19 protein-coding genes are annotated in these 24,359 nt (G+C 64.2%); 1 reads left to right on the forward strand and 18 read right to left on the reverse strand.

Going from position 1 to position 24,359, the window contains the following annotated elements; translation table 11 throughout:
- Positions 1-34 precede the first annotated feature (34 nt).
- The 7 genes from ASR47_RS19410 to ASR47_RS19440 all read right to left on the reverse strand — a co-directional run bounded on the left by ASR47_RS19410 (position 35) and on the right by ASR47_RS19440 (position 11,124).
- The gene (locus tag ASR47_RS19410) at positions 35-847 is read right to left on the reverse strand and encodes a ferritin-like domain-containing protein (protein WP_065309428.1); all 813 of its coding nucleotides are present in this window, start codon (positions 845-847) and stop codon (positions 35-37) included.
- A gap of 41 nt (positions 848-888) precedes the next feature.
- Positions 889-2,220 carry a D-serine ammonia-lyase gene (dsdA, locus tag ASR47_RS19415; RefSeq protein WP_065309429.1) on the reverse strand — a complete coding sequence of 444 codons (1,332 nt, stop codon included), beginning with the start codon at positions 2,218-2,220 and terminating at the stop codon, positions 889-891.
- Positions 2,221-2,295: 75 nt separating this feature from the next.
- Positions 2,296-4,383 carry a TonB-dependent receptor gene (locus ASR47_RS19420; RefSeq protein ID WP_065309430.1) on the reverse strand — a complete coding sequence of 696 codons (2,088 nt, stop codon included), beginning with the start codon at positions 4,381-4,383 and terminating at the stop codon, positions 2,296-2,298.
- Positions 4,384-4,470: 87 nt separating this feature from the next.
- On the reverse strand, positions 4,471-4,866 hold the full coding sequence (locus ASR47_RS19425; RefSeq protein ID WP_065309431.1) for a DUF2946 domain-containing protein: 396 nt from the start codon (positions 4,864-4,866) through the stop codon (positions 4,471-4,473).
- Positions 4,867-4,928: 62 nt separating this feature from the next.
- Positions 4,929-7,037, reverse strand: coding sequence for a TonB-dependent siderophore receptor (locus ASR47_RS19430; protein ID WP_065309432.1), 2,109 nt, complete (start codon positions 7,035-7,037; stop codon positions 4,929-4,931).
- Positions 7,038-7,362: 325 nt separating this feature from the next.
- The gene (locus ASR47_RS19435; RefSeq protein WP_065309433.1) at positions 7,363-9,825 is read right to left on the reverse strand and encodes a membrane-bound PQQ-dependent dehydrogenase, glucose/quinate/shikimate family; all 2,463 of its coding nucleotides are present in this window, start codon (positions 9,823-9,825) and stop codon (positions 7,363-7,365) included.
- An 87-nt stretch (positions 9,826-9,912) separates the two neighbouring features.
- The gene (locus ASR47_RS19440) at positions 9,913-11,124 is read right to left on the reverse strand and encodes an NnrS family protein (protein ID WP_065309434.1); all 1,212 of its coding nucleotides are present in this window, start codon (positions 11,122-11,124) and stop codon (positions 9,913-9,915) included.
- A gap of 229 nt (positions 11,125-11,353) precedes the next feature.
- Between ASR47_RS19440 and ASR47_RS19445 the strand changes: the two genes are divergently transcribed.
- Positions 11,354-11,809 (forward strand): GNAT family N-acetyltransferase, encoded by a 456-nt coding sequence (locus ASR47_RS19445; protein WP_082989048.1) that lies wholly within the window; start codon positions 11,354-11,356, stop codon positions 11,807-11,809.
- Here the strand turns inward: ASR47_RS19445 and ASR47_RS19450 are convergent, their stop codons facing one another.
- The 11 genes from ASR47_RS19450 to ASR47_RS19500 all read right to left on the reverse strand — a co-directional run bounded on the left by ASR47_RS19450 (position 11,810) and on the right by ASR47_RS19500 (position 24,252).
- Positions 11,810-12,139, reverse strand: coding sequence for a carboxymuconolactone decarboxylase family protein (locus ASR47_RS19450; RefSeq protein WP_217270594.1), 330 nt, complete (start codon positions 12,137-12,139; stop codon positions 11,810-11,812).
- A complete protein-coding gene (locus ASR47_RS19455; RefSeq protein WP_150127877.1) occupies positions 12,136-12,708 on the reverse strand; it encodes a hypothetical protein in 573 nt (190 codons plus the stop codon). Before ASR47_RS19455 ends, ASR47_RS19450 begins: the two co-directional genes overlap by 4 nt.
- 13 nt (positions 12,709-12,721) lie before the next feature.
- Positions 12,722-13,120 (reverse strand): GFA family protein, encoded by a 399-nt coding sequence (locus ASR47_RS19460; RefSeq protein ID WP_065309437.1) that lies wholly within the window; start codon positions 13,118-13,120, stop codon positions 12,722-12,724.
- Between the two features lie 43 nt (positions 13,121-13,163).
- Entirely contained in the window at positions 13,164-13,826 is a 663-nt protein-coding gene (locus ASR47_RS19465) for a response regulator (protein WP_065309438.1), read from the reverse strand.
- Positions 13,827-13,845: 19 nt separating this feature from the next.
- A complete protein-coding gene (locus ASR47_RS19470; RefSeq protein WP_065309439.1) occupies positions 13,846-15,747 on the reverse strand; it encodes a type IV pili methyl-accepting chemotaxis transducer N-terminal domain-containing protein in 1,902 nt (633 codons plus the stop codon).
- Between the two features lie 26 nt (positions 15,748-15,773).
- Positions 15,774-16,778 carry a GTP 3',8-cyclase MoaA gene (gene moaA, locus ASR47_RS19475; protein WP_245714415.1) on the reverse strand — a complete coding sequence of 335 codons (1,005 nt, stop codon included), beginning with the start codon at positions 16,776-16,778 and terminating at the stop codon, positions 15,774-15,776.
- 70 nt (positions 16,779-16,848) lie between these two features.
- Positions 16,849-17,595, reverse strand: a complete 747-nt coding sequence (locus ASR47_RS19480; RefSeq protein ID WP_065309441.1) for a peptidylprolyl isomerase — start codon at positions 17,593-17,595, stop codon at positions 16,849-16,851.
- Positions 17,596-17,614: 19 nt separating this feature from the next.
- Complete coding sequence (gene narI / locus ASR47_RS19485; RefSeq protein ID WP_065309442.1) at positions 17,615-18,298, reverse strand: respiratory nitrate reductase subunit gamma; 684 nt, start codon at positions 18,296-18,298, stop codon at positions 17,615-17,617.
- An 11-nt stretch (positions 18,299-18,309) separates the two neighbouring features.
- Positions 18,310-18,999 (reverse strand): nitrate reductase molybdenum cofactor assembly chaperone, encoded by a 690-nt coding sequence (gene narJ, locus ASR47_RS19490; protein ID WP_065309443.1) that lies wholly within the window; start codon positions 18,997-18,999, stop codon positions 18,310-18,312.
- Positions 18,992-20,548, reverse strand: coding sequence for a nitrate reductase subunit beta (gene narH / locus ASR47_RS19495; RefSeq protein ID WP_065309444.1), 1,557 nt, complete (start codon positions 20,546-20,548; stop codon positions 18,992-18,994). Before narH ends, narJ begins: the two co-directional genes overlap by 8 nt.
- Positions 20,545-24,252, reverse strand: a complete 3,708-nt coding sequence (locus ASR47_RS19500; RefSeq protein ID WP_065309445.1) for a nitrate reductase subunit alpha — start codon at positions 24,250-24,252, stop codon at positions 20,545-20,547. Before ASR47_RS19500 ends, narH begins: the two co-directional genes overlap by 4 nt.
- Between the last annotated feature and the right edge of the window lie 107 nt (positions 24,253-24,359).

Below are 24,359 nucleotides of genomic sequence, written 5' to 3' on the forward strand. Positions count from 1 at the left end.
CAGTAAAGGCTTGCAGACCGCATGGGCTGCGGGTTCAGGCCGGCAAGTCGCTCAATTCCAGCTCACTGAAACCGGCCCGGCGCCGCGCTTCCAGGTTGAACGGGCCGCGCAAGGTCGGCGCCTCATAGCGCGCCGCCAGTTCGGCATAGGTGGCGCGCAGGTCCAGGCCGCGCCGCTCGCACAGGTAGCCATACCAGCGGTTGCCGATTTCCACATGGCCGACTTCGTCGCGCAGGATAATGTCGAGAATGGCGGCGGCCGCCATGTCGCCGGCCTGGGCCAGCTTGGCGCGCAGCGGCGGGATGGCGTCCAGCCCGCGTGCTTCCAGGGTGCGCGGCACCAGCGCCATGCGTGCCAGCACGTCGCCGCGTGTTTTATCGACCATTTCCCACAGGCTGTCGTGGGCCGGAAAGTCGCCATAGGCGTGGCCCAGCACGTCCAGGTGCGCCACCAGCAGCGAATAATGCGTGGCTTCCTCGGCGGCAACCTGCAGCCAGTCCGTATAGTATTCAGGCGGCATATCGGGAAAGCGCCACAGCGCGTCGAGCGCCAGGTTCATGGCGTTGAATTCGATATGCGCGAGCGCATGGACCAGCATGGCGCGGCCTTCCTGCGTGATCATCGAACGGCGGCCGACCAGGCGCGGCGGCACCAGTTCGGGGCGCCCGGGGCGGCCGGGGATGGCGCCCTGTGCTTGCAGGGCTGCGGCGGGATCGGGCGCGGGGCGTGCCTGGGCCATGGCGGCGACCATCACCACCTTTACCGCCGGGTCCGGTTCGAGCAGGCCGGCCAATGCATACGCACGCAGTTCCTGCGGGGCGAGTTCTGTCGAAGGGGATGTGTGCATGGCTGGCCTTGATGCGCGTTTTTAACAAGGGGCGCAGTGTATCAAACTTCCCGGCCCAGCAAATCGCGCCCCCGCGCCACATACCCATCCATCTCGACCTCAGGCACCATGCCGCCACCCGTGCCCCACACCAGATGCGTGGCGTTGGCCAGCGTTGGCGCATATCGGGCCTGCTCCAGCGCCGGCACGATCCCCGCAAACCCAGCCACGGCCGACGGCTCCAGCCGCCAGCCTTCCGTTTGCTCCAGCAGCGCCAGCAGCCGGTACAGTTCATCGTCGCTGACGGTGGCGTAGCCATCGACCAGCCGCTGCATGGCGCGTCCGACAAAGCCGGAAGGACGGCCGACAGCCAGGCCATCGGCGGCGGTGATATTGTCGATGCCGATATCCTGCACGCTGATCAGCTCATGCAGGCCCGTATGCACGCCCAGCAGCATGCACGGCGAGTGCGTCGGTTCGGCGAACACGCAGTGCACATGGTCGCCAAAGGCCAGCTTCAGGCCAAAGGCCACGCCACCGGGGCCGCCGCCCACGCCGCACGGCAGGTAGACGAACAGCGGATGGCCGGCGTCGACCGGCACGCCCTGCGTCTCGAACTGTTTTTTCAGGCGCTCGGCCGCCACCGCATAGCCCAGGAACAGGTCATGCGAGTTTTCATCGTCGACAAAGTGGCAGGTCGGGTCATCCTCGGCCTGGCGGCGGCCCTGCTCCACCGCCACGCTGTAGTCGGACGCGTATTCGATCACGGTCACGCCATGCGCGCGCAGCTTGTCCTTTTTCCACTGGCGCGCGTCCGCCGACATATGGACCGTGGTGCGAAAGCCCAGGCGCGCGCCCATGATGCCGATCGACAGGCCCAGGTTGCCAGTCGAACCCACGGCGATAGCGTATTGGCCAAAGAAGGCGCGCACGGCGTCGCTGGCCAGCATGGCATAGTCGCCCTGCTCGGTAATCAGGCCCGCATCCAGCGCCAGCGTTTCCGCATGTTTCAACACCTCGTAGATGCCGCCGCGCGCCTTGATCGAACCGGAAATCGGCAAATGGCTGTCCTGCTTGAGCCACAGCTTGCCGGGAATCTCGCGCCCCAGGCGCGCCGCCAGCGCCGCCTGCATGGCCCGCAGCGGCACTACCGGCGACTCGATCACGCCGCCGGCGGCCTGCGTTTCGGGAAACGCCCGCGCCAGGAACGGCGCAAAGCGCGCCAGGCGCGCGCTGGCGGCGGCCACGTCGTGCGCGTCCAGGCCCACGTCGGCCAGCGCCTCGGCCGCCGGCGCGATACCGGGATTGAACCAGCTCACCGGCTGCAGCGCGATCAAGCGCTCGATCAATGGATATCGGGCGCGCAGGGCGGCGATCGATGGGAATGGCAACATGGGACCTCCTTGATAAGCAATCCATGATTAGACCGCATCGCGCCGGCCATGGCAAAGCGGCGCGTGCGCGGCGGTTCAAAACTTCAGCTGCAGGCCGAGATCGAACGACCTGCCCTCGGCCGGCAAGGGCTGCAGCGCGCCCCCATTTGCCTGCAGGCCGGACAGATACACGCCACCGAGCGGATCGGCATAGGCCCGGTTGAAGGCGTTCGATATGCCGAAGCTCATGCTGGCCAGCCGGTTCAAGGCTACCTGGCTGCGCAGGTTGACGATGGCGTGGCCTCCGGTCTCCGGCTCCAGCCGGCGCGTGTCAGTCTTGTCCTTGCGGGCGACAAGCTTCGCTTCGAGGCGGTTGCTCCAGGCGCCGATCGCGTGCTCGATACCCAGCAAGGCATTGAACGGCATCATGCGGTACAGGTCGCCTCCGTCACTGTCACTGCGCTTGCCGCGCGTCCAGGCCGCGTTGCCGGTCGCGGTAAATTTGCCCCAGCGCGGGCTGGCCGCCAGCGGCGCCTGCCACGAAAGGTTCAGGCCGTACAGTGTCGCGTCGTGATTGGCAAAGCGCAGCAAGTTGCCTTTCGCACCCATCTGCATATAAGGATTGAACGTCGAAAGCGCGTCGGCGTCGATATAGTCGCTGACGCGGCTGAAATACGGATTGACGCGCACAAACCAGCCGTCGTCGCCGAGGCCATGCCAGTGGGCCGTGAACGCCACCGTGTAGGCCGTTTCCGGTTTCAAATCGATATTGCCGACATAGCCGTTGCCGTCGCCGAACCAGTTGGTCATGGTCATGGCCATCGTGCCGCGGCCCCAGGAATAGCGCTCGTACAGATTGGGCGAGCGCACCTTGCGCGCCAGCGCGAATTCATAGCTGCTGGCCGCGTCAGGCGTAAAACGGGCCAGTGCGGTGGCGTCGATATTGGTATCGCGCTGGCGGCGCGAGCGGGCGTTGAAGGCCATGGCCGCCATGGCGTCGGCCATATTCATCATGCCGCTGCCGTAGGCCTGCACCTGTCCGGCATCCATGCGCACCGATTCGCCGCGCAGCCCCAGCACGCTGGTCCAGAGCGCATCGAGCCTGCTTTCCAGTTCGCCGAACAGCACCGCGCGGTCGCGCTTGCCGCCGTTGATATTGAGGTAGGTACGCGGCCCCATCATCATCGAACCGGGTACCGCCGGCCAGTAATCGTCGAGCCGAAAAGCGTGGAATTCGTGGCCCAGGCGCAGCTCGCCCACGCCGGTCGGCACGCTGGCGGCAAGCACATAGCCGGTGTTTTTGCCATGCGTGATCATCGGCATGGTGCCGGGACGCTCGCTGCTGAAAAAGCCCATTTCATGGTCGGTCTGCTGCCAGTAGAGGCGCGCGTCAAGGATACCCCAGCCGAAACTGCCCTGGTAAGCCAGGTTGGCGAACTGGCCGTGGTTGTCCGTCATGTCCATGTACTGGTTGGGGAAGCCCTGGTAGGGAATATGCTGGATGCCGGCGCGCAGGGTCAGCTGCTGGCCATCGCCCCTGGCCGCCAGCACGATGGACTGGTTGATGCTCTCGACCATGCTGCCCAGCACCTTGTCGCCATGGCCGTCTTCATAGCTGCGGCTGCGCGCGTAGGCGCCGCTGTAGCCGATGGACAGGGTCTCGCTGGCGGCGCTGGCATTGACATTGGTCGCCACGCTGTTGTTCACGCTGCGCCCCAGCAGGCCGGCGCCGCCTTGCGTCAGCAGCCCCGCGCCCGGTGCGGCAAACACCGGTGCGTCCGAGTGCACCTCGATGGTGCCGCCGATGCTGTCGCCGCCCGCGCTGACGGGCGTCACGCCGGCGATCAGCCTGATGCGTTGCACCTGGGCCGGCGCCATATACGACAGCGGCGCGTTCATGTGGTTGGCGCAGGCCGAGGTGATTTCCATGCCGTCGATGCGGATTTTCAGGCGGTCGTCGGCAAAGCCGTTGACCACCGGCAGGCCGGACACGCCACCGCCGGCCGCGACGCTGTAGCCGGGGAGATTGTTCAGCATTTGCGCGGTGTCGCTCGATGCCGGATAGCTGCTGGCCAGCGCGCTGACGATGACTTTCTGTTCGGGCATGACGATGTCGCCCGTGGCTGCGTGGACACATGCCGGCAGCGCCAGCGCGATGGAAATCAAAAGAGATGAATGGTTCATGATTGCTGCTTTCGGTTCGATGGTCGAGGCGAACCACCGCCCACGCACCCAGGGCGCGGCAGGCAACGGTTCAAATGGAGCGAGGAATCAGAAAGCGGCGGGCGGGCCGCGCGGCTGGAGCGCGGTCCAGGCAAACAGCGGCGTGGCCGATTGGTAGAACAGCACGGGCAGCAAGCCGGCGATCACGGCGCCGGTTGCGGGCGCCAGCGACATGGGTGGCAAGTCCAGGGTAGCGGCGTGCATGCCGCAGCATGGGCAGTCGCCCATCTGCATGGCGTTTTTGGCGGGGGCCGCGTCGTCCATCGATAGTTTGAAGGGCACCATATTCATGCCGCCGGCCACCGAGCAGATTTCCAGGCTGGGCACGGAACCACCCCGGGCGACGGTCAGCGCGCGCGACAGCGTAGGCGCGAGTGCGGCCAGCAGGATGGCGCAGCACGCCATCCACAATACCCATCTTGCCCTGGCTTTGCTGGTCAACATGGCGACATTATAGTGGCCGCCATGGTGGTTTTACCATCGCCAGGGTCAAGTCCCCGGCCTCTTTACAGATCGACCTTCATGCTCAACTTGACCGCGCGCGGCGCGCCGGACGCCAGCCGCGTGCCCGCGCCGGCCCAGTAGCGCTTGTCCGCGGCATTGTCGACATTGAGCTGCCATACCACGGCCTTGTTCATCATGCGCCCCGCATAGCGGGCGCCGGCGCTGAACACGGTCACGCCGCCAAGGAAGGCCTGGTTCAGATCATTGACCGGCCGCGCGCTGTAGTAATACGCGCCGCCATTGAGCGACAGGCCGGGCGCGCCATCGAAGGCGTACGAGACAAACGCGCTGCCCGTGCGTTTCGAGGCGTTCTCGGGCGCCTTGCCGTTGTACAGCGCATTGATATGCTCGAAGCGCGGGTCGAGGAACTGCGCCGAGGTTTGCCACGACAGCTGGCGCGTCAGCTTGCCCTGGGTGGACAGTTCCAGGCCACGGTAATGCTGCTGACCATCCGAGGTGAACAGATTGCCGGTGTTGGTGTAATAGCCGGGGCGCTCGATGTCGAACAGCGCCGCCGACAGCAAGGTGCCGCCTGGCGTCATCCAGCGCGCGCCCAGTTCCTGTTGTTTGCTCACGCCCGGCGCCGTCTTGACGCCCTGGTTGGCGGTGCCGGTCGGCGCCGTCTCGCCCTCTTCCAGGCCGCGCGCCAGCGAGGCGTAGAACGACACGTCCGGCGTCAGCTTGTAGATCAACGAGGCCATCGGCGTGGTCTTGCTGACGTCATAATGGCTGGCGCCCTGGTCGCTGCGGTAGCTGCTGCGGCGCACGCCGACCACGCTTTGCCATTGCGGGCCGAACGTCATCCGATCGAGCGCGTACAGGCCCGTGTCGCGCGTCTCCAGCGCCGCCGTGGTTGGCGAGCTCGGTGCCGCGCCAAACACCACGTTCGTTATCGGCACGGGGTTGTACAGGTTTTGCGCGGCGATCGTGTAATTGCGCTGGTAGATGGCGTCTTGCGACTTGTCGGTGCGCGAAGCGCCCAGGGTCAGCTCGTGCGCGATAAATCCCGTGTTGAACTGGCCGGCCAGTTCCGCGCGCAGCAGGTCGGAGGTATTCACGCCATGCTGGATATTGCCCGTGATGCGCCCGGCCCCCGTGGCCAGCGCGGCCGCGTTATTGAGGCGGAAAATGGGCAGGCGGCGGTCGCGCGCCGTTTCCGAGCGGCCCGCCTCCACCGTCAGCGCCCAGCTGTTCCCCAGCGCATAGTCGGCGCGCAGCTGCGCATTTTTGGTCTGCGCTTCGAATTTGGCCCAGTCCGGCCCGATCAGCTTTGACGGGTCGACCGCGCGCGGCAAGGTGATCACGCCGTTGACGGCGGTGGGCAGGTTCACGCCCGCCTGCTCGGTGACCTTGCGGCGCTCGTATTCCAGGTCGGCCTTCAGCAGCAGCTTGTTCGTCACGCGCCAGTCCAGCGCGGCCGAGACAAAACCGCGGTTGCCATTGCCGACATGGTCAAGGTAAGAGCCCAGGGTGCCGCCGGCCGCATTGATGCGCATGCCGAACTGCTGCTGCTCGCCGAAGCGCCGGCCCAGGTCAACACTGGCGACCGCGCTGCCACGGTCGTCAAGCGAGAGGCCCAGGCTGGTGACAGGCGTGCTGCCGGCGCGTTTGGTGACGAAATTGACCACGCCGGCCGGCGAAGTGAAGCCGTAATACAGGGCCGACGCGCCCTTGAGCACTTCCACCCGTTCCTTGTTCTCCAGCGCCACCTGCGAGAAATTCATGATCGGCATCGAGCCGTTCAGGCGGTAATTGGTGCGGTTTTCCACGGCGACGCCGCGTATTACCAGCTGGTCCCAGGTCTCGCCGCCATTTTGCTGGCGCGTGACGCCGGCCGTATTGCGCACGGCGTCATACAGGCCGGCGGCGCCCTGCAGGTCCAGCAATTCGCGCGTGATGACGTTCACCGTTGACGGCACGTCCATGATGTTCGAGCCACGAAAACTGCCGGCCTCGGTGGTGAGCGGCACCAGGCCCTGGGCGCGGCTGCCTGTGACCTGCACGGCTTGCATGACCACGTCATCCGCGGTTTGAGCGTGAACAGCGGGAATAAAAGCCAGCGACAAGGCGGCGGCCAGGGGGAGCAATCGGGGATGCAATACGGCGGGCATGGACGGTGAAACCTTCAATAAGACAGTCAATCGAAACTAGCAGTGATCGACATGATATCGGTAACGAGAATCATTCGCAAGAAATGTCATTGAAATGGCACATTACTTATCGCCCGTACCAGCAGCCCAGCCTCCCCGGGCCAAGCGGGCCTGAAAAATGTCGAGGGCAAGGCGCAGCGACGCAGACAGTACGCATGGTCGGCAAGGAAGCTGCAACGCCGCCATCGGCATTTTCTCAGGTTCGCGACTCCGGCCCGCTGTTCTTGATCTTTAAAACCTGAACCCGTACAGGCGGCACCGCATTGCACGGTGCCGCAAGCAAGTCCTATTTGGTTTTGCCAGCCGCTGTTGCCCCTTCCGGCAACGCATACGCAATCAGGGTATCGCCCATTTTGGTCCCCAGCGAACCATGACCTCCGGCCATCACCACCACATACTGCTTGCCGGTCTTGTCGGAGATATAGCTCATCGGCGTGGCCTGGCCGCCGAACGGCAGGCGCGCCTTCCACACCACCTTGCCGTTGCGCACATCGTAGCCGCGGATATAGTAGTCGAGCGTGCTGCTAAGGAAAGCCACGCCGCCACCGGTGGTGCTCATGCCGCCGAGGCTCGGCACACCCAGCGGCAGCGGGATCGGCACCGGGGCGCTGTCCATGGTGGTGCCGTTCTTGTGCATCCAGACTTTTTTCATGGTGCGCAGGTCGACCGCGGCCACATAGCCCCACGGCGGCGCCTGGCATGGGAAGCCCAGCGGTGACAAAAACGGCTTGATTTCGACGGCGAACGGCGTGCCGGTCTGCGGCTGCAAGCCCATTTCGGTGCCGCTGCCGCCCTTGGCGGTGGCCTGCGCGCGCGGCACCAGGCGTTCCAGGAAACCCATGTAGTCGGGGTTCAGCAGCAGCAACTGGCGGCCCGGATCGACGGCCGCGCCGCCCCATTCGAAGATGCCCAGCGGACCCGGCGAAATGATGGCGCCCTTGATCTTGCCCGAGGCGCCAGTCTGCGGCGTGAACGGCCCTTCATAGCGGTGCTGGCGGAAGATGATGCGGCAGGCCAGCTGGTCGAACGGCGTGGTGCCCCACATATCGGTTTCGCTGATGTTCTTCTCGGGCAGGAAGGTCAATGCCGAAAACGGCTGGGTCGGCGAGACGCGGTCGCCAGCGGCCACGTTACCTGTCGGTACAGGTTTTTCCGGCGCGGGCACCACCAGGCTGCCGTCGCGCCGGTCGATCACATAGATGTCGCCGCGCTTGGTGGTGGCCACCACCGACGGCACCTTGCCCTTGGGCGTGTCGATATCGACCAGGGTCGGCTGGCCGCCGATATCCATGTCCCAGATATCGTGGTGCACGGTCTGGTAGACCCAGCGCACCTTGCCGGTGGCCAGGTCGAGCGCGACAATGGCGCTATTGTATTTTTCACCGTTCGGATTGCGGTTGCCGCCCCAGGTATCGGGCGTTTCGTTGCCCATCGGGATATACACCATGCCCAGCTTCTCATCGACGCTGGACACGCCCCAGGAATTGGGCGAGTTGTTGGTATAGGTCTGGCCGGCCACGATGGGTTCGGTGGCGTCCGGTTTCGACGCATCCCAGTTCCACATCAATTTGCCCGTAACCGGGTCGTAGCCGCGAATCACGCCCGACGGCTCTTCGGTCGAATCGTTGTCCGTCACGCTGGCGGCCATCACGATCATTTTTTGCGACAGCGCCGGCGGCGAGGTCGGCATCAGCATGCCCCGCTTTTTGACCGCCATGCCGTGGTACAGGCCGATCACGCCGTTCTCGCCAAAGCTTTTACATGCCTCGCCCGTGTCGGCGTTGACCGCGATCAGGGTGGCGTCCATGGTGGGCGCGAAGATGCGGCGCGGGCACTCCATGCCGGCCGCTTCCGGTGCCGGATTATCCTTGGCGCGGCCCGCGTTGACATCCCAGTACGACACGCCGCGGCAGATCATGTGCTGGTAGTGGGCCGCGTCGCGGTTGATTTTCGGGTCGTGGCGCCAGATTTCCTTGCCGGTGTCCGGGTCGAGCGCGATGACGATATTGTGCGGCGTGCACAGGTACAGCATGCCGTTCACTTTCAGCGGCGTGACCTCGTTGGCGATTTCCACCGGATCGGTCGGTCCCTTGAAGTCGCCCGTATGAAATACCCAGGCCTGCTTGAGCTGCGACGCGTTGGCCGGCGTGATCTGCGCGGCTGGCGCATAACGGTCGCCATAGCCGGAACGGCCATAGGCCGGCCAGTCGTTGGGGGCGACGCCGGGCGCGAAGTCGCCCTGTGGCGTGGCCGCCATGCTCTCGTCCGGCACTACACCATGCAGATTGTGGTAATCCTGGAACAGCGCGAATATGCCCACCGCCAGGGTCGCCACCACGGCGGCCAGCAAGGCGCGCTTGCCGGTGCCCGTGCTGCCAATGCTGTGGTCGGACCGCTCCAGGCGGCGTCCAACAAACGGCAGCAGCAGCCAGACGCCGGCGGCAAACCAGATATCGAGGCGCGGCAGCAGCTGCCACCAGTCGAACCTGACTTCGAAAATCGACCAGATCAGCGTGGCGGCCAGCAGAAAGGCCAGGAAGGAGCGCGCCGTGCGGCGGCCCTTGCACACCAGCGCACCGGCGACGACCATGCCGAGACCGGCCAGGATGTAGTACCAGGAGCCCTTCAGGGTCAGCAGCCAGATACCGCCTCCTGCCAGCGCCAGCCCCAATAACACAAAGATAATGCCGGTCACCAGCAGCAGTGGTCCGGGCCGCGCGGAGGCGGAGGCGGAGGCAGAGTCGTTCATGACGGTCCTGGTCAAGAATGGAGGAAGGAATATCCATACTATCCCGATAATGATTTTGCCGTCAGACGGCTGCAAAACGGCGTGCGCCTACCCTTCCCGCCCGTCCACACGCGGGCGCCACAGATAGGGCGCGTATGTCACGGCATACAGGATGAAAGCGGCCGACCAGCACACGCCCGCCGCCAGCAGGGCCGCTATGGCCAGCGGTGCGGGGCCGACGGCGGCCAGCAAGCGCGCCAAGGCGCCCAGCTGCACCAGCCAGTACATGGCCGCTTCCTTTGCGCCCGCCTTGAGCGGCCGGCCCGTATGGCCCAGTGTGGTGCGTGTCATCATGCCGATGATCAGCCCTGCCATCGAACCCACCGTCAACGCATGGAACGCCACACTGGCCGGCAGCCAGTCCAGGCTGGCCGCAGCGAGCAGCAGGAAGCCGATGCCGATCCAGGCGTAAGACAGATGCAGTATCCACAGCAGCGGCACGCGCAAGGTGCGCTGCGGCTGCCAGGCCAGCAGGTTGGCCAGCGACATGGCGCCGGCCGCCAGCGCCAGCGGTGCGGTCAGCAATCCCGGCGCGCCAGCGATCCAGGCGACACCGGCGGCGGCCATCAGGCCAACGGCCACCAGCGCACGCTTCGGGCTGGACACCGGCGTGCTGCCCGGCGCGCCATTGCGGGTAAACATCGGGATCACGCGCGCACCGAGCACCGACTCGATCAGCACGATAATGAAAATCGCCGCCTGTACCGGCACAAAATACGACAGCGCCAGCAGATCCATCGCCGAGGCGTGATACAGGCCGTTGGCGATGGTCAGCAAGGCCAGCAGGCCGACCAGGAACAGGTTGCGGTGATTGCCCGAGCGCCGCAGCACCTGGAACAAGGGCCAGGCGCACAACGGCAGGAACAGCAGGTCAATGGCGGCGGCCACCGGTGCCGGTGCGGCCAGCATCGCCACCCTGCCCGCCAGCCAGAGTCCCGCCAGCGCCATCAGGTGCCAGCCTTGCGGCGTGGGCAGCCCGGTCCAGTTACGCCCTGCAGTAAACAGGAAGCCGACCACCACCGCCACCGCAAAACCGAACACCATCTCGTGCATATGCCAGCCCATGCTGACCTGCAGCGGCGCCGTCGCCACGCCCATGTAGCTGGCCAGCCACAGCGGAATGCTGACGGCCGCGAACAGCGCGGCGAGCAGGTAGAACGGACGGAAACCTAGCTGCCAGACCGGGTGGCCCGGCTGCCAGGGCAAGGCGCTGCGGGGAGGTGCCGGCCGTGCCGGTTCGCTGATGGGAGTAATGGCCATGATGGACTCGCGCTTAAAGATATATTTTATATCCTACTTTAAATTGGTGGTGCTGTCATCGGCCAAAATGCGTAGGCCGCGTAGGCCACGTAGGTCGGGTTAGCGCTTGCGCGTAACCCGACACCACCAGCGGCCAGCGCCAACACTATTGTCGGATTACGCTGGCCTCCGGCCAGCTAACCCGACCTACGCGCCTATAATCAGGTATCCGAACTCTCACCGACACGCCATGCTGCAGATCACCTTCGAATCGCCCAACCAGCCCGAGATCATCGCCCTGATCGCCGACCTGGACGCCTACCAGCTGACCCTGTATCCGCCCGAAGCGGTGTATGCGCTCGATGTGCCATCGCTGCTGCAGCCGCATGTGAAATTCGCCGTGGCGCGCGATGCGGAGAACACCATCGTCGGCTGCGCCGCCGTGGTGCTGTACCCCGAATATGGCGAGGTCAAGCGCATGTATGTGAAGCCGGCAGTGCGCGGCCTGGGCGCGGCAAAGAAACTGATGGCGCTGCTGGAACAGGCGGCGCGCGAGGCGGCCTGCCCGGTGATGACGCTTGAAACGGGCCCTTCGCAACCCGAGGCAATCGCCTTGTACCAGCGCCAGGGCTTCGAGCGCTGCGGGCCGTTTGGCGATTATCGTGACGATCCGCTCAGCGTATTCATGCAAAAACGGCTGGGGTAGTCAGGCCACGACTGATGGGTCTTGCCCATCGTAGGCTTCGACAGCAACAGGCAAGGCGCCAATCACCACCGCTCCGGCGGCAGGCAAGCCGATCAATACGGCGCTCAGCACTTCCTGCCGCGATGCGCCATGCGACCTGGCCGACAGCACATGAAATGGCATGCCCGACGTATTGCCCGTGGCGGCCAGCACGGCGATATAAGCCAGTTCTTCGGTCTTTTTATCGAGGGCGCTGGCAGCGTCGAGCGACTTGGCCAACTGCATCCAGGCCGCCGCCTGCGCCGGCGCTTCTTGCATGAAGCAGGTAAATGCCGTGGAAACGCTCATCATGTACTCCTTTTCCAGAATGGATTGTCGCTTGACTTGAAATGTCCAAACAGCGATGCATAAGGCAAGCCGTCTTCGCCAATGACGTTGCACACGCTGGCGTGCACGCCATCATGGAGCAGCTTGACGGGGTCGGCCACGACCGGAAGGACAAGGGCTTCAATCAGCCGACGCGCCGCTGCCGGTTGCTCCTCGTCACCGGGGCCGTCCTGCCCGATCAGCCCGGCAGTCCTGCGCATTTCTTGCAAATCGCCGTTGCCCGAGAATTTCAGCAGATCATGCCAGCGCGGCAATGCCGTCATCAGGCCAAGCAGTTCGGCCAGACTGCAGGCAAGGCCGCCAGCCTGGCCTTCGGAGCTGGCGTAAAGAATGGGGCGTCGTTCGATTGTGCCGTCGCCATACGCGAGAAAAACGCCACCGCTGCTGTCGCCGGCAACAACTGTAAACGGCTGTGGCGGCGACAGCTTGACCCAGGCATTGTCGCGGGCAGCACGGCTCACATCAAAGTCAAAATGCAAGGCCAGATCGTGCATTGCTGACGGCGATCGTTGCAGCTCCTCCAGCGTTATCATCGTCCGCTCCTCTTTACAGTTGACGCACTTGCCTTGGCGGCGTGTACCAGTTGTCGTTTTTTCCGTCCAGCCAGGTGATGGGCGCATCCGACAGTTCTTCAGGCGTCACGTCATCGAGGCAAGCCAGGTTGACCGCGTAAAATTTTCCCCAGCGCGGCGAGTGGCCGATGCCAAAGGGCCGCACGCCGCAGTGCCGGCAAAACAGATGCTGCTCGGTCTTGCCCAGGAACTGATACTGGCTCAGTTCCGATTCGCCCGCCAGCAGCTTGAAAGCCTCGGGCTTGACGATGGCCGACCATAGCCGCAGCTTGGCGCAAATGCTGCAATTGCAGCGGATGGTCCCGGCACCCAGGTCGATGTCCGCCGCAAAGCGCACCTGGCCGCAATGGCAGCTGCCGTGGAAAATCTTCATCCGCGCTCCGTGTATTGTTCAATCAAGCCACTGTAGTTGCGGATCACTTCCCCTGTCGATGCTCGACGGCATAGACGGCCGCCTGCACGCGGCTGGTCAGATTGAGTTTTTTCAGCACGTTCTGCACATGGATCTTGACCGTGCTTTCCGCCAGGTCCAGGGTGCGGGCGATACCCTTGTTGCTTTCGCCGCGAGACAGGCAGTCGATGATCTCCTTTTCGCGCGGGGTCAGCTTGTCCAGTTCCGATGCCGGCTCCTCGCGCCGCGTGCCGGCCTGCAGCTGGGCCACCAGCTTGCCCGTCATCGCCTCGGCGATCACCACTTCGCCGGCGGCGGCGCGGCGGATCGCGCGCACCAGGTAGTCGGCGTCGATATTCTTGATCAGGTAGCCGCAGGCGCCGGCGCGCAGGGCGGTGGCCAGGTCCTCGGCGTCTTCCGATACCGTCAGCATCACGATGGCCGTGTCGGGACAGTCGTGCTGCATCAGCTGCAGCGCCTCCACGCCCGACATGCCGGCCATGTTCAGGTCCAGCAGCACCACGTCGGGCTGCAGCTGGATGGCGCGCTTGATGCCTTCGACGCCGTCGGCCGCCTCGCCCACCACGGAAAAATCGTCGTGGCGCTGCAGCAGCGAGCGTATGCCGCTGCGGAACAGGGCGTGGTCATCGACCAGCATGACGGTAATCGGTTTGTCGGCAGTAGTCATGGTGTCATTCTTTCCGTGTTCAGGCGGCGCGGCGCTGTTCGCGCGCCAGGTGCAATTCTATCGTAGTGCCGCGCCCGGGCGAGGCATGGACGTCAAAGCTGGCGCCGATGCGCTGCGCGCGTTCGCGCATAATGTGCAGGCCAACATGGCTTTCGCCTTTTTCCAGCACGGCGGCGGCGTCAAAACCGACGCCGTTGTCGCTGACGGTCAGCGTGAAATCCTGGTCGTCGGCCAGCCGTACTTCGACATGGCTGGCCTGGGCGTGCTTGCGGATGTTCGACAGCGCTTCCTGCACGATGAATAATAGCTGCAATTGCTGTTCGCGCGGAAACGGCGCGCCGTCGACGTCGGCCAGCAGCTCGGCATCGATGCCGGTCTGGCGGCGGAATTTGTCGAGCGCCGCGCGCAGGGAGCCGATCAGGTCGTCCTCCATCAGCCGGCTGCGAAAGTTCAGCAGCAGCTCGCGCACGTCATCGTAGCTTTCCTTGATGCCGGCCTGCAGCGCCGGCACGATGTCCTGTACCTGGTCGTAGCGTGCCTTGCGCACCGAATCGTCCAGCATCTGCACCTGCAGGTTCAGGAAATTGAGGCTTTGCGCGATGCTGTCGTGCAGGCCCTGCGCCACCAGGTTGCGCTCTTCCGACACGGCCATCTCGCGCTCGCGCGCGGCCAGGCGCAGGTTTTCCAGCGCGATGCCCAGCAGCTGGCCCAGGGTTTCGAGCAGCGCCAGTTCGCGCGCGGAAAACACGCGCGCATGGCGGAAATGCAGGTTGAAAAAGCCCAGGTGCTGTTCATGCGCGTGGATCTGGAACACGGAAACCGTGGCAAAACCCTCGCGATGGCATTTCAGTTCATGCGCGCGGTCGATGCGGCGCATGTCGTGCACCTTGGCGACCTTTTCCTGCACCGCCGTGCCGCACAGGCAGTCGCCCACTTTCAGGCAGTGCTCGGACGCCACCAGCTCTTCCGACAAGCCCGTATGCACCACCATGTGCAGGTTGCCGCGCTCGGCGTCGAGCACGCGCACGGTGGAGCCGTCGGCTTCAAAATAGGCGACGATGCGCTCCATGAAGCCGCCGCAGATAGCTTCCAGCGGCTGCGGGCGCTGCAGAAAGGCGGCGCTTTCGTACAGCAAGGCCAGTTCGCGGTTGCGGTATTCAAGGGTGGCGGTCTTGCTGCGCACGCCCTCCTCCAGGTTGCCGTACAGCGCCTGCAAGCGGTCGGCCATCTGGTTGAAGCCACTGGCCAGCTGGCCGAATTCGTCATTGCTGTCGACCGCCAGGCGCACGCTGAAGTCGCGCTCCTTCATGCGCTGCATGCCAAGGCGCAGCCGCGTGACCGGTTCGATGATCAGCATGAACATCAGGTAGATCATGCTGACCGTGCCGATAATGGCCATGCCGACCAGGATCAGCTGCGAGCCGCGCAGCCAGAAGGTGCGCTGCTCGCTGTCACGCTCGATCAGGCGCACCAGTTGATCGACCTGGCCGGCAAAACCCTGCGCCTCCTGCTCGAAGGCGCGCGCCTGCGCGGCGGAAGCGACCCCCAGCGCGGCCGGGCGCAGCTCGCGCCGCCACGCCTGCACGATACGTTCGAATTCGGTCTTGATGGCGGCCGACGGCGGCAGGAACAAGGGCCGCTGCGGATCGCCACGGCCGATCTTGGCCAGCATCTCGTCGACCAGCAGCACTTGCGGCAGCACGCCGGAGCGGCTTTCGCTGCCGACCAGCAGGGTCAGGCGGTAGGTCTGCATGCGCAGCCGGCCCGTTTCATTGATGGCGGCCGAACTGCCTTCGAGCTGCCAGGACAGGAATAAAGTACAAGCGATCGCCGTCAGCGCCAGCGCCAGCATGCCCAGCAGGGCGCCAACGATCTTGGTCGAGAGTTTTTGCCACGAGGAGATCATTTGATTGAAGCTCATGCTGGTCCTGGTCTGTGCCGCCCCATTCACCCACCCGTTTGCGCCATGAAGCGGATGATTTTATCGGGCTGCGTATTGAAATCATGCTGCTGCGGCTTCAGCTCGATGGCCTGGCGGATGGCCGCTTCCAGCTCCGTGTCGCTGGCCCCGCCGCGCAGCATGGGGCCGAAGGCGAATTTTTCTTCCTGGCCCAGGCACAAATACAGGGTGCCGTCGACGGACAGGCGCACGCGGTTGCAGGTGGCGCAAAAATGCTGCGACATCGGCGTGATGAAGCCGATGCTGGCCTGCCCGTCCGGCGTCGACAGGTAGCGCGCCGGCCCGCCGCCCAGTTCCGCGGCTTGCGGCACCAGGCCGAATTTTTCAGTCAACCGATCGCGCACGCCGTTCAAGGGCATGTACTGCGCGTTGCGACCGGTGCTGCCCATCGGCATCGCCTCGATCAGGCGCAGCATGAAATGCTGCTCGATGCAAAACGCCGCCATGGCCTCGATCTGGTCATCGTTGACGCCGCGCATGGCCACCATATTGATCTTGATCGGATCAAAACCGGCGGCCTTGCCGGCCATCAGGCCATCGAGTATCGGTTGCAGGCTGTCGCGGCCGGTGATGGTCTGCATGCAGGCGCGGTCGAGCGAATCGAGGCTGACGTTGATGCGCGAGACTCCCGCCGCGCGCAGCGCCACCGCATGGCGGCCCAGCTGCGTGGCGTTGGTCGACAGCGACAGGTCCTGCAGGCCCGGCAACAACGACAACCGTCCCGCCAGTTCAGGAAGGTTGCGCCGCAACAGCGGCTCGCCACCCGTCAGGCGCACCCGGCGCGTGCCCAGGCGCACGAAAATGCCCAGCAGGCGCTCGATTTCGTCGAAGGTCAGCCAGTCTTTCGGTTCCTCGAAACCGCGAAATCCCTTGGGCATGCAATAACTGCAGCGCAAGTCGCAGCGATCGGTCACCGACAAGCGTAGATAGTCGATGGACCGGCCAAACCGGTCAAGCAAGGTGGAACTGACCATCGCGTACTCCTGTTTCATGATCTGATTGTAAGGCTTCGGGCCGCGCCTGGCTGTACACCAGACGGGCCGGCAGCCTAGTTACTCTGGTCTATTGCACCAGTGGCGTGTCCGTGCCTTCGAGCTCCACGCCGGCGATGGTGGCGCGCCCCACCAGCAGGTGCAGATACTGGTGCACGGCGCGCTGCCACGCCGCGCGCGACAGCCGGTCGGCGATCTGCGCCTGCACCGCTTCGTAGGCAATCGGCTGGCCTTCGATGCGGCGCAGCACCTGCACGATGTGGTAGCCAAAGCGCGTTTCCAGCAAGCGCCCGGCCAGCTCGCCCTCGTCCAGCCGGAACACCAGTGCGTCGAATTCCGGCACGCTCTGGCCCGGCGACAGCTGGCCCAGGCTGCCGCCCAGGGCGCCCGACGGGCAGTTCGAATACTGGCCCGCCAGCTCGGCAAAACGCTCGGGCGCCGCTTTCAAGGCATCCAACACCGCCTGCGCCGTGGTGCGCAGCAGGTCCAGCGGCGCCTCCGGCGTGACCTGGAACAGGATATGGCGCGCCTCCACCAGCGCGCCGCTGCGGAACAGCTGCGGGCGCTGCGCGTAAAAAGTGCGGCAGGCGGCATCGTCGGCCACCGGCACCTTGACCTCCTGCGCAAACAGCGCTTCGACCAGTTCGTCGTCGCTGCCGGCGCACAAGCCCAGGCGCTGCGCTTCGTCGACCAGCAGCCGGCGCAGCACCAGTTCGTGCACCGCCTGTTTCAAGGGATTGCCGGCGTCCTGGTGATGCGCCAGTTCCTGTTCCACTTCCTTGTCGTCGATATCGACGCCATTGACCGAGATACCCATGATATTTCCCCTTTCAAGATTAACGGCGGCGTACCAACTGCCAGGTGCGGCCAAGATAGCCGACCGCGCCAAAGCCGCTCCACACATGCACCAGGCGGGTGAACGGGAAGATGACGAACAGCGACATGCCCATGAACAGGTGCAGCTTGAAGATCCACGGCGCGTCGGCGATAAAGCCGGCGGCGTCGCCGCGGAAGGTAACCACGTGCTGGGCCCAGGTCATCAACAGCACCATCATGTGGCCGTCCATGTGCGAGGCCGAGACAAAGATCGACGACAGTCCCAGCAGCAGGGTCAACAGGATCCACAGCAGCACCAGCTTGTCCTTGAAGGTGGTGCGGGCGGCCACGCGGTCATTGCCGAAGCGGCGCGCCAGCAGCATCAGGATGCCGACCAGACACAGGGTGCCCATCACGCCGCCGGCCACCATGGCCACGGTCTGCTTGACGCCGTGCGTGACGCCCAGCGCGTCCCACACCCAGACGGGCGTCAGCAGGCCTGCCGCATGGCCGAAGAACAGGCCCAGTATGCCGACGTGGAACAGCGGGCTGCCCAGGCGCAGCATGCCGGTGTTGAGGACCTGGCTCGACTCCGACTTCCAGGTGTACTGCTCGCGGTCGAAGCGCACCAGGCTGCCGAGCAGGAAGATGGCCAGCGCGATATAGGGATAAATCCCGAATACAAATTGATGCAGGTAGTTCATGACCTTCTCCTTCAATGATGCGGTGCTGCCGCCTTGGGATAGAAATTGACCGGCTGGGTTCCACCCAGACCCGCACCCGCCATGCCACCAGGCTTGAGCAGCGGCTCGATGCCGTCCGCGCCGGGGCCGAAGGTTTCCAGCGCTTCGTCCATGTCGCGTACCGGCGGCTCGCTCAGTTCCTCGGCCTGCACCGGCGTCAAGGTCTGCAGCAGGTCGAACACGCAGGCGTAGCTGCTGCCATTGGCGCGCAGCTTGCGGCCGATATAGGCCAGCACATGGATGGCGTCGCCCAGCAGGCGCTCGGCCTCGCTTGGGTCCTGCTGCGACAAAAACTCCAGGAACAGCGGCACGTAATCGGGCAGGTCGTCGCCGACCATCTGCAGGCCGTGGCGGCTGTATTCGGCCAGCAGGTCGACCATGGCCTGGCCGCGGTCGCGCGATTCGCCATGAATATGCTCGAACAGGTGCAGCGACTGCGACGGATTGCGGTCGAACGTCATCACATACTGCTGCTGCAGGTCGATCAGCGCGGTGGCCTGCAAGTGCGCCAGCAGCGGCTGCAAGGCGGCATGCCAGGCCGGCAGGGTCTCCATCAGCAGGCCCTCGATCGCCGGCAGCTCCTGCTGCAGTTCCGGCTCCGGGTACAGCAGCAAGGCCGACAGCACCTGGTAGCCGCGCATGGTGTTCAAAGAATCAGACATCGAGGCTCTCCTTTTTTTTCCTTGACTTCGGCATCGCCATGAAAATCTCCGAACCGTGCTTGCGCTTGCCGAACAGGCTGGCGTCGCTGCTGCCGTCCGAGCAGCCGTTGCCGAAGCTGAAGCCGCAGCTGCCCTTCTCGTTGAAGCTGTCTTCGGCCATTTCCTTGTGGCTGCTCGGGATCACGAAACGGTCTTCGTAATTGGCGATCGCCATGATGTGGTACATGTCTTCCACCGTGGCCGCATCCAGGCCCACCTGCTTCAATACCTCCAGGTCGGGCACCGGCGCCACATGCTTGCTGCGCATGTAGGCGCGCATGGCCAGCATGCGGTCGAGGGCGCGGATCACCGGTGGCTGGTCGCCGGCCGTCAGCAGGTTGGCCAGGTATTGCACCGGAATGCGCAGGCTGGCGGTGTCCGGCAGGATGCCGTTCTTGCCCAGCTTGCCCGATTCGGCGGCGGCCTGGATCGGCGACAGCGGCGGGATGTACCACACCATCGGCAAGGTACGGTATTCCGGATGCAGCGGGAACGCCACCTTCCACTCGACGGCCATCTTGTAGACGGGCGAGCGCTTGGCCGATTCCAGCCACGAGTCAGGAATGCCCTGGCGGCGCGCCTCTTCGATCACGGCCGGGTCATGCGGGTCGAGGAACAGGCCCAATTGCGACGGATACAGGTCGCGCGGGTCGGCCACCGAGGCGGCGGCCTCGATCTTGTCGGCGTCGTACAGCAGCACGCCCAGGTAGCGGATGCGGCCGACACAGGTTTCCGAGCACACGGTAGGCTGGCCCGCTTCGATGCGCGGGAAGCAGAAGGTGCATTTTTCAGCCTTGCCGGACGACCAATTGTAGTAAATCTTCTTGTACGGGCAACCGGAGATGCACATGCGCCAGCCACGGCACTTGTCCTGGTCGATCAGCACGATGCCGTCGTCCTCGCGCTTGTAGACCGAGCCCGATGGGCACGACGCGACGCAAGTCGGGTTCAGGCAATGCTCGCACAGGCGCGGCAGGTACATCATGAAGGTGTTCTCGAACGTGCCGTACATCTCTTTTTGCATATTGTCGAACAGCGCATCCTGGCTGCGCTGGGCAAACTCGCCGCCCAGGTCATCCTCCCAGTTCGGGCCCCACTCGATCTTGTCCATCTTTTTCCCGGTCAACACCGAGATGGGCCGCGCCGTCGGTGGCGTTTCGGACAGCGGCGCGTTCTGCAGCCGCTCGTAGTCATACGTGAACGGCTCGTAGTACTCGTCGATCTGCGGCAGGTTCGGGTTGGCGAAGATATTGGCCAGGATTTTCAGGCGGCTGCCCTGGCGCGGCTCAATCTTGCCGGCGTCCGTGCGGCGCCAGCCGCCGTTCCACTTGTCCTGGTTTTCCCACTGTTTCGGATAGCCGATGCCGGGCTTGGTTTCCACGTTGTTGAACCATGCGTATTCCACGCCATCGCGGCTGGTCCACACGTTCTTGCAAGTGACCGAGCAGGTGTGGCAGCCGATGCACTTGTCAAGGTTCAGCACCATGCCGATTTGCGCTCTGATTTTCATGCCATGCTCCCTTGTTCTTCTTTCAACGGGCCTTCGAGCCAGTCGATCTTGTTCATCTTGCGGACCAACACGAATTCATCGCGGTTCGAGCCCACCGTGCCGTAGTAGTTGAAGCCCCACGACAGCTGTGCGTAGCCGCCGATCATGTGGGTCGGCTTGGTTACGGCGCGCGTCACCGAGTTGTGGATGCCGCCGCGCTTGCCAGACTGTTCCGACCCCGGCACATTGATGATCTTTTCCTGTGCGTGGTACATCATCGTCATGCCTTCGGGTACGCGCTGGCTGACGACGGCGCGCGCCGTCAGGGTGCCATTGACGTTGAATACTTCGATCCAGTCGTTGTCGACGATGCCGGCGTTCCTGGCGTCGATCTCGGACAGCCACACGTGCGGGCCGCCGCGCGACAAGGTCAGCATGCGCAGATTGTCCGAATAGGTCGAATGGATGCCCCATTTCTGGTGTGGTGTAATAAAGTTCAGCGCCAGTTCCTTGTTGCCGTTCGGGCTCGCGCCCAGCATCTGCGTGGTGGTCTTGGTGTTGATGGCGGGCTTGTAGACGCACAGGCCCTCGCCAAAATCACGCATCCAGCGGTGATCCTGGTAAAACTGCTGGCGGCCCGTCAACGTGCGCCATGGGATCAGTTCATGCACATTGGTATAGCAGGCGTTGTAGCTGACTTCTTCCGACTCCAGGCCCGACCACGTCGGCGACGAGATGATCTTGCGCGGCTGCGCCTGCACATCACGGAAGCGGATGGTGTCGTGTTCGCGCGGCAGCGCCAAATGGGTATGGTCGCGCCCCGTGATTTTGGACAGCGCGGCCCAGGCTTTCACGGCCACGTGGCCGTTGGTTTCCGGCGCCAGCGAGAGGATCATTTCGGCCGCATCGATGGCCGTGTCCAGCCGCGGCTGGCCGTGCGCCACACCTTCGGCCAGCACGGTGCGGTTGATGCCGCGCAACACGTCCACTTCATGGCCGGTCTGCCAGCTGATGCCCTTGCCGCCGTTGCCGATATTTTCCAGCAGCGGGCCAATCGAGGTGAACTTCTGGTAAATCTTGGTGTAATCGCGCTCGATGACGGTAAAGTTGGGCATGGTCTTGCCGGGGACAGGCTCGCACTCGCCGGCGCGCCAGTCTTTCGGGTCGAACGGCTGGCCCAGCTCGCCGGGGGTGTCGTGCATCAGGGGCGTGAGCACGATATCCTGCTGGGTGCCGAGATATTCGCCGCCGATTTCCTCGAATTTTTTGGCGATGCCCTTGTAGATATCCCAGTCCGACTTCGATTGCCACAGCGGCTGCACGGCTTCCGACAGCGGGTGGATGAACGGGTGCATGTCGGACGTGTTCAGGTCGTCCTTTTCATACCAGGTGGCGGTCGGCAGCACGATGTCGCCGTACAGGCAGGTGGTCGACATGCGGAAGTCCAGCACCACCAGCAGATCGAGCTTGCCTTCGGCGGCGGGGCGCACTTTCACGTCGCGCGGCTTGATGCAGTTGTTCTCGTCGCTCATCAGGGCGTTCTGCGTGCCCAGCAAATACTTCAGGAAGTACTCGTGGCCCTTGCCCGAGCTGCCCAGGATATTGGAGCGCCAGACAAACATATTGCGCGGGAAGTTGGCCGGATTGTCCGGGTCGTCACACGAGAATTCCAGCTGCTTGTCCTTGATCTGGGCAACCGCATAATCGACCGGATTGACGCCGGCGGCTTTGGCGGCGCGCGTCACTTCCAGCGGATTGGTCTGCAGCTGCGGCGCGGACGGCAGCCAGCCCATGCGTTCGGCCTTGGCGTTGTAGTCCAGCAGGGTCATCGGCGCCACGTCGGGGCCGGCCAATGGCGAGGCGATTTCCTCGGTATGCAGCTTTTCATGGCGCCACTGGCTGGTGTGCGCATAGAAGAACGAGGTGCCGTTCATCTGGCGCATCGGGCGGTTCCAGTCCTGGGCGAACGCCAGCGGCGTCCAGCCGGTTTGCGGACGCAGTTTTTCCTGGCCCACGTAATGGGCCCAGCCGCCACCGGACTGGCCCACGCAGCCGCACATCATCAGCATGTTGATAATGCCGCGATACGTCATGTCCATGTGGTACCAGTGGTTCAGCGCCGCGCCGACGATGACCATGCTCTTGCCGCGCGTCTGGTCGGCGTTTTCGGCGAACTGGCGCGCCACGGTGATCACGTCCGCCGCTTTCACGCCCGTGTGCTTGACCTGCCAGGCCGGCGTGTATGGCACGTCGTCGTCATAGCTGGTGGCGACATTGCCGCCACCTAAGCCACGGTCGACGCCATAGTTGGCCAGGGTCAGGTCGAACACGGTGGCCACCAGCACGCTGCTGCCGTCGGCCAGCACCAGGCGCTTGGCCGGCACATTGCGCATCAACATGTCGGAGCTGTCTTTGCCGCCAAAGTAAGGGAAACCGACGGCAACCACTTCGTCGCTCTTGCCCAACAGGGACAGCTGCGGATCGACCGGCGCGTTATTGCCGCCCTCTTTCATCTCCAGGTTCCACTTGCCCGCTTCGCCCCAGCGAAAACCGATCGAGCCGGCCGGCGCCACGATGCGGCCGGACGCTTCGTCGATGACCAGGGTTTTCCAGTCAGGGTTGTTGGCTTCGTCCAGATTGTTGGCCAGGTGCGAGGCGCGCAGGAAGTATTCGGGCGCCAGCGTGCCGTTCTGCTCTTTGAGCAGCACCAGCATCGGGAAGTCGGTGTACTGCTTGGCGTACTCCTTGAAGTAGGCCGATTGATGGACTTTATGGTATTCGTTGAGAATCACGTGGCCCATGGCCATCGCCAGCGCGGCGTCGGTGCCCTGCTTGGGCGCCAGCCAGATATCGCCGAACTTGGCCATTTCGCCGAAATCGGAAGAAACAGCCACGGTTTTCGTGCCCTTGTAGCGCACTTCCGTATAGAAGTGGGCGTCGGGGGTGCGCGTCATCGGCACGTTCGAGCCCCATACCATCAAAAAGGTCGAGTTGTACCAGTCGGCCGATTCGGGCACGTCGGTCTGTTCGCCCCACACTTGCGGGCTGGCCGGCGGCAAGTCGCAGTACCAGTCGTAAAAGCTCAGCGCCACGCCGCCGATCAGGGACAGGTAGCGCGTGCCGGCCGCGTAGCTGACCATCGACATGGCGGGGATCGGCGAAAATCCCACGATGCGGTCCGGGCCGTATTTCTTGATCGTCAGCGCGTTGGCGGCGGCGATCATCTCGTTCGATTCGTCCCACGTGGCGCGCACGAAACCGCCCAGGCCACGAATGGATTTGTATTGCTGCGAGCGCACCGGGTCCTGGCTGATGTAGTCCCAGGCGGTGACCGGATCCATGGTCTTGCGCGCTTCGCGCCACATTTCCATCAGGCGGCCGCGCACCATCGGATACTTCACGCGCTGGGCCGAATACACATACCAGGAATAGCTGGCGCCACGCGGGCAGCCGCGCGGCTCGTGGTTCGGCAGATCCGGGCGGGTGCGCGGATAATCGGTCTGCTGGGTTTCCCAGGTGATCAGGCCATTCTTGACATACACCTTCCAACTGCAGGAACCGGTGCAGTTGACGCCATGCGTCGAGCGCACGATCTTGTCGTGCTGCCAGCGTTGGCGATACGCGTTTTCCCAGGTACGGTCTTCATCGACCACGGTGCCGTGGCCGTTCGAAAACGGTTCGGCGCTCTTGTTAAAAAACTTCAGACGGTCCAGAAAGTGACTCATGCTACCTCCACACATGCGCCGAACGGGCGGCGCCGGGTCTTAAAAAACGCTGCAGGCCAAGGCCATGGCGTCGATGGTAAGAGTCTAGCGAGCGGGTGCGAGCAGCG

It is taken from the genome of Janthinobacterium psychrotolerans (assembly GCF_001677885.1).
Lineage (GTDB): Bacteria > Pseudomonadota > Gammaproteobacteria > Burkholderiales > Burkholderiaceae_D > Janthinobacterium > Janthinobacterium psychrotolerans.

Coding starts and splice junctions, on each gene's coding strand:
- dsdA (WP_065309429.1), bottom strand. CDS start 2,220: ATGTTGCCATTCCCATCGATCGCCGCCCTGCGCGCCCGATATCCATTG.
- ASR47_RS19480 (WP_065309441.1), bottom strand. CDS start 17,595: ATGGGTATCTCGGTCAATGGCGTCGATATCGACGACAAGGAAGTGGAA.
- ASR47_RS19425 (WP_065309431.1), bottom strand. CDS start 4,866: ATGTTGACCAGCAAAGCCAGGGCAAGATGGGTATTGTGGATGGCGTGC.
- ASR47_RS19445 (WP_082989048.1), top strand. CDS start 11,354: ATGCTGCAGATCACCTTCGAATCGCCCAACCAGCCCGAGATCATCGCC.
- ASR47_RS19465 (WP_065309438.1), bottom strand. CDS start 13,826: ATGACTACTGCCGACAAACCGATTACCGTCATGCTGGTCGATGACCAC.
- ASR47_RS19470 (WP_065309439.1), bottom strand. CDS start 15,747: ATGAGCTTCAATCAAATGATCTCCTCGTGGCAAAAACTCTCGACCAAG.
- ASR47_RS19450 (WP_217270594.1), bottom strand. CDS start 12,139: ATGATGAGCGTTTCCACGGCATTTACCTGCTTCATGCAAGAAGCGCCG.
- ASR47_RS19435 (WP_065309433.1), bottom strand. CDS start 9,825: ATGAACGACTCTGCCTCCGCCTCCGCCTCCGCGCGGCCCGGACCACTG.
- ASR47_RS19410 (WP_065309428.1), bottom strand. CDS start 847: ATGCACACATCCCCTTCGACAGAACTCGCCCCGCAGGAACTGCGTGCG.
- ASR47_RS19440 (WP_065309434.1), bottom strand. CDS start 11,124: ATGGCCATTACTCCCATCAGCGAACCGGCACGGCCGGCACCTCCCCGC.
- ASR47_RS19460 (WP_065309437.1), bottom strand. CDS start 13,120: ATGAAGATTTTCCACGGCAGCTGCCATTGCGGCCAGGTGCGCTTTGCG.
- ASR47_RS19455 (WP_150127877.1), bottom strand. CDS start 12,708: ATGATAACGCTGGAGGAGCTGCAACGATCGCCGTCAGCAATGCACGAT.
- ASR47_RS19500 (WP_065309445.1), bottom strand. CDS start 24,252: ATGAGTCACTTTCTGGACCGTCTGAAGTTTTTTAACAAGAGCGCCGAA.
- ASR47_RS19420 (WP_065309430.1), bottom strand. CDS start 4,383: ATGAACCATTCATCTCTTTTGATTTCCATCGCGCTGGCGCTGCCGGCA.
- moaA (WP_245714415.1), bottom strand. CDS start 16,778: ATGAAACAGGAGTACGCGATGGTCAGTTCCACCTTGCTTGACCGGTTT.
- ASR47_RS19430 (WP_065309432.1), bottom strand. CDS start 7,037: ATGCCCGCCGTATTGCATCCCCGATTGCTCCCCCTGGCCGCCGCCTTG.
- narJ (WP_065309443.1), bottom strand. CDS start 18,999: ATGTCTGATTCTTTGAACACCATGCGCGGCTACCAGGTGCTGTCGGCC.
- narI (WP_065309442.1), bottom strand. CDS start 18,298: ATGAACTACCTGCATCAATTTGTATTCGGGATTTATCCCTATATCGCG.
- narH (WP_065309444.1), bottom strand. CDS start 20,548: ATGAAAATCAGAGCGCAAATCGGCATGGTGCTGAACCTTGACAAGTGC.